Source organism: Oceanobacillus alkalisoli, from assembly GCF_022213125.1.
GTDB lineage: Bacteria > Bacillota > Bacilli > Bacillales > Amphibacillaceae > Oceanobacillus > Oceanobacillus alkalisoli.
In genome coordinates this window covers 94,203-106,820 of sequence record NZ_JAKNRA010000005.1, presented here as the reverse complement: position 1 = coordinate 106,820, position 12,618 = coordinate 94,203, and the positions used below count along the sequence as shown (strand labels likewise).

At 39.1% G+C, this 12,618-nt stretch carries 11 protein-coding genes and 1 pseudogene; 10 read left to right on the top strand and 2 right to left on the bottom strand.

Translation table 11 applies throughout. The features are described 5' to 3' along the window. Positions 1-857 precede the first annotated feature (857 nt). The 3 genes and pseudogenes from L3V42_RS09055 to L3V42_RS09045 all read left to right on the top strand — a co-directional run. A complete protein-coding gene (locus tag L3V42_RS09055; RefSeq protein ID WP_238471823.1) occupies positions 858-3,119 on the top strand; it encodes an ATP-binding cassette domain-containing protein in 2,262 nt (753 codons plus the stop codon). A 28-nt stretch (positions 3,120-3,147) separates the two neighbouring features. Then, positions 3,148-3,573: a MaoC family dehydratase gene (locus tag L3V42_RS09050; RefSeq protein ID WP_235762929.1), complete on the top strand. Its 426-nt coding sequence runs from the start codon at positions 3,148-3,150 to the stop codon at positions 3,571-3,573. A 107-nt stretch (positions 3,574-3,680) separates the two neighbouring features. After that, positions 3,681-4,118: pseudogene (locus L3V42_RS09045) on the top strand (YitT family protein); the annotation flags it as partial. Here L3V42_RS09045 and L3V42_RS09040 read toward each other — a convergent pair. Next, the gene (locus L3V42_RS09040; protein ID WP_235762928.1) at positions 4,113-5,048 is read right to left on the bottom strand and encodes an AEC family transporter; all 936 of its coding nucleotides are present in this window, start codon (positions 5,046-5,048) and stop codon (positions 4,113-4,115) included. The pseudogene L3V42_RS09045 and the gene L3V42_RS09040 sit on opposite strands and share 6 nt — an antisense overlap. Before the next feature lie 540 nt (positions 5,049-5,588). On the opposite strand from L3V42_RS09040, the gene L3V42_RS09035 reads away from it, so the two are divergent. Both L3V42_RS09035 and L3V42_RS09030 read left to right on the top strand, forming a co-directional pair. Beyond that, positions 5,589-6,332 carry a GTP pyrophosphokinase gene (locus tag L3V42_RS09035; protein ID WP_235762927.1) on the top strand — a complete coding sequence of 248 codons (744 nt, stop codon included), beginning with the start codon at positions 5,589-5,591 and terminating at the stop codon, positions 6,330-6,332. Between the two features lie 168 nt (positions 6,333-6,500). Continuing rightward, positions 6,501-7,043 carry an NADPH-dependent FMN reductase gene (locus L3V42_RS09030; protein ID WP_238471822.1) on the top strand — a complete coding sequence of 181 codons (543 nt, stop codon included), beginning with the start codon at positions 6,501-6,503 and terminating at the stop codon, positions 7,041-7,043. A gap of 71 nt (positions 7,044-7,114) precedes the next feature. Here L3V42_RS09030 and L3V42_RS09025 read toward each other — a convergent pair whose 3' ends face one another. Beyond that, positions 7,115-8,458 (bottom strand): 6-phospho-beta-glucosidase, encoded by a 1,344-nt coding sequence (locus L3V42_RS09025; RefSeq protein ID WP_238471821.1) that lies wholly within the window; start codon positions 8,456-8,458, stop codon positions 7,115-7,117. A gap of 182 nt (positions 8,459-8,640) precedes the next feature. Between L3V42_RS09025 and L3V42_RS09020 the strand changes: the two genes are divergently transcribed. From L3V42_RS09020 to panB, 5 genes are all read left to right on the top strand, one after another. Continuing rightward, positions 8,641-9,378, top strand: a complete 738-nt coding sequence (locus L3V42_RS09020; RefSeq protein ID WP_235762924.1) for a MurR/RpiR family transcriptional regulator — start codon at positions 8,641-8,643, stop codon at positions 9,376-9,378. A 216-nt stretch (positions 9,379-9,594) separates the two neighbouring features. Beyond that, positions 9,595-9,750, top strand: coding sequence for a hypothetical protein (locus L3V42_RS09015; protein ID WP_238471820.1), 156 nt, complete (start codon positions 9,595-9,597; stop codon positions 9,748-9,750). Positions 9,751-10,122: 372 nt separating this feature from the next. Next, positions 10,123-10,635 carry a DUF6141 family protein gene (locus tag L3V42_RS09010; RefSeq protein WP_238471819.1) on the top strand — a complete coding sequence of 171 codons (513 nt, stop codon included), beginning with the start codon at positions 10,123-10,125 and terminating at the stop codon, positions 10,633-10,635. Between the two features lie 306 nt (positions 10,636-10,941). Then, on the top strand, positions 10,942-11,784 hold the full coding sequence (locus tag L3V42_RS09005; protein WP_238471818.1) for a Rossmann-like and DUF2520 domain-containing protein: 843 nt from the start codon (positions 10,942-10,944) through the stop codon (positions 11,782-11,784). After that, positions 11,781-12,608: a 3-methyl-2-oxobutanoate hydroxymethyltransferase gene (gene panB, locus L3V42_RS09000; RefSeq protein WP_238471817.1), complete on the top strand. Its 828-nt coding sequence runs from the start codon at positions 11,781-11,783 to the stop codon at positions 12,606-12,608. Before L3V42_RS09005 ends, panB begins: the two co-directional genes overlap by 4 nt. The last annotated feature ends 10 nt before the right edge of the window (positions 12,609-12,618 follow it).

The following is a 12,618-nucleotide window of genomic DNA, read 5'->3' as shown; positions in this document are numbered from 1 at the left end:
GCGTTTTCGCCCAAGGTTGGTGCGCAAATCTCAGGTGTGGTGTGAATTAAAGCTAGTTCTGTGCGAATCCGTCTATCTTCTATAGAGTGCCTACTAGAGCCCTTCACCTTCGTACCCATTCTCGTGTATTGCGCACCATCCCAAATCAAATGTGCACGATCCACGGGGACTTACGCACGACATCAAAGAAAATTCGCACGCATACCCGTTCTAGACTTTATTTCAATCAAATGTTTGATTTGAACGATAGTTTCAATTTCATGCCCTCATGTGTTGCTCTGAATCCTAACTGTTCATAGAAACGCCGATGATCTTATCTCCTATACAAGCTACAATTAATTCATTATTGGAATCTGAATCCATGGCATAAAATGTTTCCCGATAACTATTCGGGAGCGGGCTTTCTACCTTTCTTGCGCAGCACCAAGTACATCATCTGCTAGCAAATCGACGATACTCTTCAAGTCATCTATGATTGCTTTCCTGAAGCTGATGGCAGACTTCATTCTTATTATCCCCAATTTATTAATAAACATCTCTATTTATTATCATCTTAATGAATTTCATAATACGTATTTAATGCTTCACCATCACCATATGTAGTTGAGTTGGTTCGTTCCCAACTACATATGGTGATGGAAAAGCCGACTTTGGTAATTATGAAATTCATTCATCTAATATGAGCATTAAGTATATAAAAATCCTAAATTTTATTGAAAAATTGAGAATATACCATTACTTACTTATTTTAAAATCAGTTATGATTTTTTGTACATTTATTTTTTATTTATACGGGGAAGAGTGTGATAAGCTAAGGATAGTAGCATTGGTTAACGGTAAAGGAGCAGGGTGATAACATGTCAGCAAATAAAGATGAAATCATTCTAAAAGGATTAAAAGAAAATAACTTGAAACATATCGATTTGAATCTGCCAAAAGAAAAAATCATCGTTTTTACCGGCCTTTCCGGTTCAGGGAAAAGCTCAGTCGTTTTTGACACTTTAGCAACAGAAAGCAGAAGACAGATGACATTGAACTATCCTCATTATATCCGAAATCAAATGCCGAAGTTTGAGCGTCCCCAGGCTGACCTCATGCAAAACTTAAGCCCGGTTGTTGTCGTAGAACAGCGGCAGGCAGGGGGGAATTCCCGTTCTACGGTCGGCACGTATATGGATATCCATCCCTTGATTCGCTTATTGTTCTCTAGGATTGGTAAGCCGGCAATTGGCTCCGCGACAGATTTTTCTAGTCAAAGTGCGTTCGGCAGTTGTCCGGAATGCAGCGGCTTTGGCGAGGTTATTGCACCAGACTTGGGAAAAATTGTGGATGAAGAAAAGTCATTAAGGGAATATGCAGTAAAATTTAAGCCGTTATCTCCTTCTGGCTGGCAAGGCAGGTGGATGATGACTTGCGGCTTATTTGATCCGGATAAACCAATCAAAGATTATCCGGAAGACAAGCGTTGTCTGTTATTATATGGCCCTCCAGCAGGTGAGAAAGTGAATGCTCCTTTCCATACGAAACACGGACCGCAACCCCATGACTGGGACGGAATCCTGCCCCGGTTTACACGGCTTTACATCAACAGGGATATTTCCAAATTGAAGGGAATCACCCAAGATGATGTTCTCGCGATGTCGACACGTTCCCTCTGTCCAACCTGTCAAGGATCAGGACTGAATCCAAAAGTGTTGGAAAGCCGGGTTAATGGTTTGAATATCGCAGAGTATGACCAATTGGAGCTGACGGACGTTCTAAAAGAATTACAGAAAATAAATGATCCGCTCGGAGAATCAATCGCCGAGCAGGCCATCCCTCATGTAACCCAGCTCGTTGAAATGGGGCTAGGCTATTTGAGTCTATCAAGGAAAATGGGTACCTTGTCTGGCGGAGAAGCGCAAAGGGTAAAAATTGCCAGGCATTTAGGAAGCAGTCTCAACAATATCACCTATATTTTTGATGAACCAAGTGCAGGACTTCACCCGGAAGAAGTGGACCTGTTGATTAACATGCTACACCATATTAAAGCCCAGCATAATACCGTTATCGTTATCGAACATGATTTATCGGTAATCAAGGCAGCAGATGAAATTATTGAGATGGGCCCGGGAGCTGGAGTTCATGGTGGAGAAATCGTTTATCAAGGTAAGCTGGAAGGGCTGGAAAGTTCAGAAGCGGCAACAAGTCTCCATGAAAAAATAAAAATCAATCAAAATCCCAGAGAACGAAATGATTTTTTCGTCATAAACAAAGCGACGAACAATAATTTGCAAAACGTAAGTGTAAGCCTTCCGAAGCATACGCTAGTGTCCATCTGTGGCGTATCTGGCTCTGGTAAAAGTTCTTTGATGACGGAAGCATTTACAGAACAGTACCCTGAAACGATTACGGTTGGACAAGGGAGTATTGGTATTTCCAGCCGTTCAACCTTAGCAACTTATATGGGAATCATGGATGATATCCGTGCCATATTTGCAAAGAAAACGGGGCAGCCGGCAGGATTGTTTAGTTTTAACTCGTTAGGTGCCTGCCCAGTCTGTAAGGGAAAAGGGGTTGTTATGCCTGACGTGGCATTCGCGGATCCAGTAACTATTACTTGTGAAGCATGTGGTGGGACGAGATATTCAGATGAAGCTTTATCTTACCGCTATCAAGGTGCCACTATTGTGGAAATATTAGCGTTAACGATTGAGGAGGCACTTGACTACTTTCGCATGGCAAAGATCATTAAGCGAGTGAATACATTAAAGGATGTCGGGTTAGGGTATCTAACCTTAGGACAAACGACGAGTTCACTTAGTGGAGGGGAAGTCCAGCGATTGAAACTGGCAAGTCATTTACAAAAAGAGGGACAAATTTATTTAATGGATGAACCCTCTTTAGGACTGCACACGAGAGATAACCATAAACTTCTTGATGTATTTCAGAGGCTTGTAAACCGTGGAAATTCGGTTATTATCATTGAACACAATCTAGACTTTATCGCGGCAAGTGATTGGGTAATTGAACTGGGGCCAGGCGGAGGAAAAGAAGGCGGCCACGTTATCTTCGAAGGAACACCGGAAGAAATGTTGACGGCCGAGACGGTGACAGCGAAATGGCTGCGGGATAACTAGTGTTAACTACTAATATAGAGGTGTTATTGTGAAGTTAGATGAATTTACAATTGGAGATGTGTTCGAAACGAAATCATACAAAATAACAAAAGAGGATATTTTGAGGTTTGCAGGTGAATTTGACCCCCAATATATGCACTTAGATGAGGAAAAGGCAAATCAGAGCAGATTTAAAGGCATCATTGCTTCTGGAATTCATACATTGGCCATTTCATTTAAATTATGGGTGGAAGAAGAGAAGTATGGTGCAGATGTTATTGCCGGAACAGGAATGAATCATATTAAATTTTTAAAGCCGGTGTATCCTGATGATGAATTACATCTTCTTGTTGAGGTTCTTGATAAAAAAGTAATAAAGAAGGAAACAGGGCTCCTTACGGTATCGCTGTCTACTTTCAATGATAAAGAAGAAAAAGTTTTTGAGGGTGACATAACCGCATTAATAAAGAGATGAATACCAGTTCTTATTTATGATTTCAGTTACTCTTTCTTACCTTGGATAAAGGATAGACAAACGAACAAAATAGAATTAAACATCTATCTGCGGAATGGGGAAAAGAAATGAGTACGATAGCAAAACACAAAATACTTGTGAAAAAGATATCTCGGGCAGTGGCAGTTGTTATTGGAGCTTTTATCACGGCATATGGACTGGAGTCGGTTCTCATCCCTAACAACGTGTCTGATGGAGGGGTGACAGGTTTGAGTATCGTTGGTTCTCAATTATTTGGTTTGCCTCTAGGCGTTTTGCTCGCCGTATTAAATATTCCATTCATTTATTTAGGATATAAGCAGATAGGAAAAAGCTTTGCTATCTATTCGGTAATCGGTATTGCCTCTCTCGCCTACGGGACAAGTATTATGCATCATATTCCAATCATTGTTCAAGGGGATACATTACTAATAACCGTTGTCGGTGGTATTATCATCGGGTTCGGTATCGGATTGGCATTACGAAATGGCGGAGCGTTAGATGGAATTGATATGTTAGCATTAGTAGGTATATAGAAAATACAATAGGATGTATAAAATTGGTATGGTCACAACGGACAGTAAAGTCGTCAGCAACGTGCCCATAGCCGCGTAATTCCTATCGCCTCCGAATTTTTGTGCATACAAGGCAATCGTTGGAGCTGCAGGCATACCTGAAACAAGGACAGCGGTTGCCAGCATTGGAAAGGGTAGGGTAAAGATGGTAATGGGAAATAACAATAATGGGATGAACAGCAATTTCACACCAGTAACGAGCCACAACGTTTTATCTTTTAAAAAAGAAAAATGATCGAGGTTCATATTTGCAATCAACGCTCCTATCAGAAGCATGGAAAGCGGAATGGTCGTACTCCCAACACTTTTGAAAACATTCGATAGTACAACCGGCCAATGTACAGGGAGCATAAAGATCAAAAGCCCAATGAGCGTGGAAAAGATCCCAGGATTGAGAAAAATCTTTTTCCATTGAATCGATTGTTCTTTCCCTACAAAGAGATAAATTCCGTATGTCCAAATTAAGATCAGATATGGCAAATTAAAGAGGGTGACATACAATGCACCTTTGTCTGGAAAAAGATTGGATATTAACGCGAAACCGATAAAACCTTGATTACCGAATATAATAAGACCTTCAAACACACTTTGCTTATCTTTGGGCAAATCTAAGACTCTCCTTAAGACTGAAGCGAGCCCAGCGGAAAGGATTAATATAAAAGCAGAGATTGGAATTAACCAAAATAATTGCCTCGCCTCTCCCATCTGATAAGGCTGGTCCATAGAATAAAGAATCAAACAAGGCAACGTCAGGGATAAAATAAGCTGCGTTACGACATCAATTGAGTGTTCATTAATAATCCTTTTTCTCTTAATTAAAAATCCAATTAGTCCGATTATATATAAGATAATCATTTCTTGAAAGAACACTGTTAACGCCAACACTATCACCCCTGGAAGTAAAATATGAAAAAAGTCTTGAGTAGGTGCATGAAGGGGATATATCGTTGCAAGGTCAATAAAAAACGAAAATTATTATTAGGTTTAATGAATTTCATAATACGTATTTAGTGCTTCACCATCACCATGTGTAGTTGAGTTGGTTCGTTCCCAACTACATATGGTGATGGAAAAGCCGACTTTGGTAATTATGAAATTCATTCGGTTGATAAAGAAAATTTCAAGTAAACGTAACAAATTGATCAAGAGCTAATCAATTCAGTTCTAAAGTTAAAGGGGATACCAATTCATTTATCCTAAGTATTTGTTATGCTGTCCGTGTCATTTTATAAATAAACCAAGAACACTCGTGATTTCAGTCATGAGAGGTTCAAACAGAAAGTCGAAGTGTAGAAGCAGGAGTGATGTTAGCGCTCCTGCTATTAATATCTTTAAATCGGGTCAAATCATATAATCCTGCTATAATATAGATATATTCATCTCTATTTTCGAGTGCATCCTAGGAAAGAAAGGAACTTTTATATGATTAATAATCTGGAATCCTTAAAAAAGGTGAGAAATGAATTAACCCGCTTTATGATGACGTACCAGTTCGGTCTGTCCGAAATGAATACAAAACTGACTATTCTTCAAGAGGAGTTCCAACATATCCATGACTACAATCCGATTGAACATATTAAAACACGTATTAAATCTCCAGAGAGCATCATGAAGAAGATGTATCGGAAGAATATTCCTATATCAACGGAATCGATTAAGAATAATATTATGGATATTGCCGGCATCCGTGTTGTCTGCTCTTTTATTTCCGATATTTATCGGATCAGTGAAATGATCGAAAACCAAAAAGACGTTACAGTCATTGAGAAGAAGGATTATATTAAAAATGCGAAACCAAACGGTTATAAAAGTTTGCATTTAATCGTCTCTGTACCTGTATTCATGTCGGATCGAATTGAAGATGTTTATGTAGAAATTCAAATCCGAACCGTCGCCATGGATTTCTGGGCAAGCCTGGAGCATAAGATATACTATAAATATGATCGTGTCATACCCGAGCGATTAACGAAAGAATTGACGGAGGCAGCGGTGGTAGCTAATGATTTAGATGAAAAGATGGAGCAACTGCATAACGAAGTCAGTCATATTAAAGATCAGCACAGCGAAGAACAGGATCTTAATTTTTTAAATTTAAATGAAGATCGTTTGTATTTACCGATAAATTTTTTGAAGGATTTTATTAAGAATGATGAAGAGGAGAAATAAGTGATCTTGGATTGCGTGAGGCAGATAATTGCTTGAGTGCGAATGTTTTTAGTTCGTTCGGAGGATGAGAATCTCAACACAGCCCCATCTTTTTGAATTATTAGAGACATATTTATAGACAGTCTCACAAGTACGATTCCTAAATCATAGAGAAAAGAGGTGTACAGAATGAAACTAGTAGGAGTTTCCGGTGCACTCGCAGGTGGGAAGACAGCTGTTGCGGTTGAAGCTGTATTAGCTGCTGCCAAGGTGCATGATTCGACGATCAAAACGGAATTAATTGATTTACGGGAGTATGATATTGAATTCGCCGCTGGCCTTCCGTTATCTGCATACAATGAAGATACGTGGAATGTGGTGAAAAAGATTCAAGCTGCAGATTTTCTCGTATTCGGCACACCAATTTATCAAGCATCTCTTTCGGGTGCTTTAAAGAATTTGCTCGATCACTTGCCTGAATATGCATTCCGCAATAAAGTGACCGGCATGGTTGCGACCGGTTGGACGAATCGGCATTTTCTTGTTTTGGAATATCATTTAGGTTCGATTCTTTCTTATTTCAAAGGACTCGTCCCGACTGGGAATGTGTTTATTCATAATGAAGCTTATGATATCGAGAGTGATGAACTAACTGATGATCGGATTTACGAACGAATTGGGCAGCTTGCGGAAGGGATGATTTATTTGCAGCGGGGGATTATGAATAGATAAAAAGCACATGAAAAAAGCTGATATGAATGGTTCACCACCATCTTCATACCAGCTTTTAATTATTATTTTTTCTATGCTTTTACAGTTTCCGTCTTCTCCTCACTAAAAAACTGCGGCAAATGCTCCTTATGCGCTTCAAGCATCTCATCTAAAATCTCTTTACCAACGGAATCAGAAGGAACGAGTGGATTAATCGTCATCGCAAGTAAAGCAGTATCATAGTTTCCTGTTACTGCCGCCTCAGCTGCTACCCGTTCAAAGGATTTGATTTGTTGAACAAGTCCTTTCACTGCAACAGGTAATTCCCCGTTTACAATCGGCTTCGGTCCTTCTTTTGTAATAACACAGCTTGCTTCAATTGCAGAGTCATATGGAATGTCGGCAATTGCACCATGATTCACCGTGTTGACTGGCTGAATGTCATGTTTATCATTATAAATCGATGAAATAAGACGAACGGCGGCATCACTATAGTATGCCCCACCACGTTCTTCCAGCTGTGGCGGCTTAATGTCCAGCTCAGGATCTTTGTATAGTTCAAACAATTCTTCCTCAAGCTTCATGACGACTTCAGCTCTTGTTGTACCTTGTTTAAAGTTTTCAAGTTCCGCTTGCAGCATGTCATCTGTCTTATAATAATAGTTGTGGTACGGACATGGGATTGCACCCAGCGCACGTAAAAACTCCGGCTCCCAGCCATGATTTTGCACGTTTTTAACGAAGGCACTGTTTTCTGGATCTGCTAATAACTCCAATACTTTCTCCTTCACACTGACACCATCGAGATAAACTTCCATCCCATATACCATATGGTTTAATCCCGCAAAGTCGATGCGGATTCGGGACTTGTCAACATCCAGTAATTCGGCAACTCCCATTTCAATTCCGATTGGAACGTTACATAGTCCAACAACTTTTTTGTGATCAGTATAACGCAGAACCGCTTCTGTCACCATCCCAGCCGGGTTTGTAAAGTTGATCAACCAAGCGTCTGGGCAGAGTTCTTTCATCTCTTCCACAATTTCTAAAATAACAGGAATGGTGCGTAGTCCTTTGAAAAGCCCACCAGGACCATTCGTTTCTTGTCCAAGTACGCCGTGACTTAAAGGAATTCGTTCGTCCTTTGCACGTGCATCAAGCAATCCAACGCGAAATTGGGTTGTAACGAAGTCAGCATCTTTTAATGCTGCTTTTCTATCAAAGGTTAAATGAACTTTGATCGGAACACCGGCTTTTTCAATCATTCGCTTTGCAAAATTTCCTACAATCTCCAACTTTTCTTTACCTGCTTCAATATCTACTAACCATAATTCCTCAATAGGAAGTTCATCATATCGTTTAATAAAACCTTCAATCAATTCTGGAGTATAACTTGAACCTCCGCCAATTGTAGCGATTTTTAGTCCTTTACTCATTATTTATCCTCCTCGTAAAATACGTACAACTCTAGTTTAGGTGGGAAATAGCGAAAAAGATAGAGGGTTAAAGGCTTTAGACTTGTTTACCGCTGAAAGATAATTGTTTCATAAAAGTAACGCTGTGTTTCATAAGAAGGTATAATGAACGTGAGGACCAAATTGTGAAGGGAGAAAGCCGGTTGTTTACAAATGAAATCATTTCATCGTTCAATGAATTGGAAATGTCCATCTACAACTATGTCATGAAGAATAAAGAAAAGGTCGTTTATATGCGGATACGGGATCTTGCGGATGAGACGCATGTGTCCACTTCAACGATTATGCGATTCTGTAGAAAAGTAGGCTGCTCCGGTTTTGCGGAGTTTAAAGTAAGGTTGAAGCTGTTGGTCGACGAAGAGCCGAATCAGTCGATTAAAAGTAGCCAGTATGTGCTTACCGAGTTCTTCGAGCGTACGCAAAATAAGAAATTCCTTGCTAAACTGGAAGACGCAGCACGAATCATTGCGGAAAAAGAGATTGTCATTTTTATTGGAATGGGAAGCTCGGGAACGCTTGCAGAGTACGGCTCTAGGTATTTTTCCAGTTTAGGCACATTCACGATGTATTTAAAAGACTGGTTTATGCCGATAAATGCTGATTTGAATAAGAGTATTACGATTGCTCTTTCTGTTTCAGGAGAGAATGCAATCACCATTTCCCATATTCAAAAATTAAAGGAGAAAAAAAGTAAGATATTCAGTATAACGAACAATGAACAGTCTACCATTGCGAAATTATCCGATCGGAATATTTCTTACTATATAACAGAAGAAACCGTTGGCGATATGAATATCACGACACAAATCCCGGCGATTTATATTTTGGAGGAAATCGCGAGGAAGGTTTATGAGATGAGAAATAAAGATGAACATATATGATGATTTTATCAACTCATCAAAATAACAAAACGGTGCGTATTGAAATAGTTTAAAAAAAGGAATACAAAGATTCAAGAAAGTGAATATTCTTTTAAGACTTGTAGGTTGTATAAAAAAATGGCTTCTGTTGCTTAAAGGCTGAAATTGCTTTGGTTTGGCGTGATAAATACTATATAATTAAATAGAAGCAATAATCAAAATTGGAGGTGGCATTACTTGAAAAGACTGGAAGGTTATGCAGCAGAAGTCATAAAAGATATTATCCGAGAAGAAAGTTCTGCTTTTGAATTAGACGGTAAAAGATATCAGGTTATTTCTTTGGAGGAATCGACTACCACGGTTAAAGAAGATATTGAAATAGATTCTGGGTGAGAACTGAAACTGCGAAAAACAAGAAAAGATATATTATATAACGAAGTATACTCTGCAGACGAAGTTTTAGAAATGATTGAGCAAGGTGAATTATAGTGAAAGTAAAATGGACAAAACAGGCTTAAGGGGGATTTAGCAATATTCGTAGTGAACATTTTACATTTGAAGAGACGGTGCAATATAAGAAATCGTTAGCAATCAAAATTCAAAAAAAATCACCATTCTTGGAACAAGCCTAATACAAAACAAAACACCGAAGACTGTGATACATTAATGTTATCTAAATTCAAAATATAGACAATATTTTCTATTCATTTAACGGAATTGCTTAATAATATTGTTTTCAAAAAAACGTAGAAGGAAGGGGATAGAATGAGGAAACAAAACCATGTTATCTATCGTGAAATTCAAAAACCTCGTCAAATTTGGGCATGGGTATTGGTCATGCTTATTGCTTTGCTATTCTGGTATATCTTTATACAGCAAATTTTATTTGGAATTCCAATTGGGAGCAAACCAGCTCCCGATGTCATTCTAATTATTGCTTGGTTCTTATTCGGGGTGATTTTTCCGGCGGTAATGATAGGATTTATAAAGTTAATAACTGAAGTTCGCAAAGATGGAATTTATGTCCTATTTATGCCATTCCATTTTCATTATAGAAATTTTTTATACAAGGATATAGAAGATTACGAGTCGATTGATTATGATTTATCCAATTTTGGAGGCTGGGGAGTTCGTATAAACTTAAAGGGAGAAAAAGCATATACTATGTACGGAAAACAAGGGATAAAGTTATTTTTAAAGAATGAAACTGTAGTGATAGGCACACAGAAGCCTAATGAAATTATTAAAGCGATTGATTTGTTAACAAGGAAAGGTTAAAACAAGGGTCTACAACTATCCCTATAAGGGGCTCTGGCTTGAGTAAAATAAAAATAGAGTTCTGTTAAATTGGAAGTACCATATTTCTGACTAATAAAATATTGGGATTTGACAGAGCCTCGTTTTTTTTTTCAAGGCTATTAGAAAGAAAGGATGTCCGTTGAAAATTTCTCTTCTTTAATTATTGGTTGTTATAAAATCTAAGTATTTCAATATTTCTGCCGCTTGATAGTTGCTTATTTAGGTTACTATTCGCTATCATAAAAGAAATACCACGTAAGACTAAATTTTGCTGGGGGGGTGCTTATGAAGATTGGCTTTATAGGAGCGGGGAAGGTTGGAGTGTCCCTCGGAAAATATTTAACCGAGCACAAAGTAAATGTGACAGGATATTACAGCAGAACGCTCGAATCATCAATAGAAGCAGCCAACTTTACCAATACAAGAGCGTATGAAGAAATTGGATTTCTCGTTGAGGATAGTGATGCCATTTTTATAACTGTACCAGATGGAGCTATAACCAAGGTATGGGATAACTTGAAAGTGCTTCCAATCAAAGGTAAGATCATTAGTCATTTTAGTGGTTCTTTAAGTTCGGAGGTTTTTTCGGATAGTAGCCGGTATGAAGCGTTCGGCTATTCGATTCATCCGCTTTTTGCGATTCATGATAAGTATCATTCTTACAAAGAGCTGTCGAAAGCTGTTTTTACAATTGAAGGGCATGCGAAATACCTGAACGATCTGACCGGTTTATTTGAACGTTTCAGGAATGAGGTAACCGTGATTCAAGCTGCAGACAAAACGCGTTACCATGCAGCTGCAGCAATGGTCAGTAACCTTTATGTCGGACTCGTTGCTTTGGGTGAGAAAATGCTTGTTGACTGTGGTTTTACACCAGACAAAGCGCACCGGGCACTGGCGCCGCTCATTCAAGGAAATACGGAAAATATCCTTTCCTGCGGGACAACGGATGCACTGACCGGACCAATTGAGAGAAATGATCTTGGTACTATTTTAAATCACTTAGAAGTTTTACATCCAGAGGAAAAGGAAGTTTATAAAGCTCTATCAAGGCTGGTGCTAGAAGTAGCCGAGGAGAAGCATAAAGACAGGAACTATAAAAAAATCAAAGGGGTTATCAAAGAATGAAAAATACGGTGACATCACTCCAGCAACAAAAAAATGCAGGTGATAAAATTACGATGCTGACGTGCTACGACTACTCGATGGCAAAGTTAATGGATCAAGCTGAAATTAATATGTTACTCGTCGGAGATTCCCTTGGACAAGTCATGCTTGGATATGAAGATACACTGCCAGTTACGATGGATGATATGATCCACCATACAAAAGCTGTCGCTAGAGGAGCAAGCAAAGCTTTTGTTTTAGCGGATTTACCATTTATGTCGTATCAGATTTCCGTTCATGATGCCGTACAGAATGCTGGCAGATTAATAAAAGAGGGCAGAGCGCATGGGGTGAAATTAGAAGGCGGCACAAAGGTTTGCCCACAGATTAAAGCCATTGTAGAAGCATCTATTCCAGTGTGTGGCCATATCGGTTTAACTCCGCAATCTGTTAATGAATTCGGCGGATTTAAGGTACAAGGGAAAACCGAAGCTGCAGCTAGACAGTTGATGGAGGATGCGAAAGCGGTCGAGATGGCGGGAGCATTTATGATCGTGTTGGAAGGTGTGCCTGCAAAACTGGCGGAAATCGTCTCCAAGGAAATAAATATTCCGACAATCGGGATTGGCGCAGGCCCGGATTGTGATGGACAAGTGCTCGTATATCAAGATATGCTGGCAATATTTTCAGACTTCACCCCAAAGTTTGTCAAACAGTTTGCAAATGTAGGGGAAATCATGCAACAAGCATTCCAGGATTATATAACCGAAGTCAAAGAAGGAGCTTTTCCCGGTGAAGAGCATATTTATACTGTTTCCGATGAGGTCATTGATAAATTATATTAAGGAAGAAAAT

Bases quoted from the DNA above. Each gene is read 5' to 3' on its own strand.
- panB (WP_238471817.1), top strand. From the start codon at position 11,781: ATGAAAAATACGGTGACATCACTCCAGCAACAAAAAAATGCAGGTGAT.
- L3V42_RS09025 (WP_238471821.1), bottom strand. From the start codon at position 8,458: ATGAGTAAAGGACTAAAAATCGCTACAATTGGCGGAGGTTCAAGTTAT.
- L3V42_RS09030 (WP_238471822.1), top strand. From the start codon at position 6,501: ATGAAACTAGTAGGAGTTTCCGGTGCACTCGCAGGTGGGAAGACAGCT.
- L3V42_RS09035 (WP_235762927.1), top strand. From the start codon at position 5,589: ATGATTAATAATCTGGAATCCTTAAAAAAGGTGAGAAATGAATTAACC.
- L3V42_RS09055 (WP_238471823.1), top strand. From the start codon at position 858: ATGTCAGCAAATAAAGATGAAATCATTCTAAAAGGATTAAAAGAAAAT.
- L3V42_RS09010 (WP_238471819.1), top strand. From the start codon at position 10,123: ATGAGGAAACAAAACCATGTTATCTATCGTGAAATTCAAAAACCTCGT.
- L3V42_RS09005 (WP_238471818.1), top strand. From the start codon at position 10,942: ATGAAGATTGGCTTTATAGGAGCGGGGAAGGTTGGAGTGTCCCTCGGA.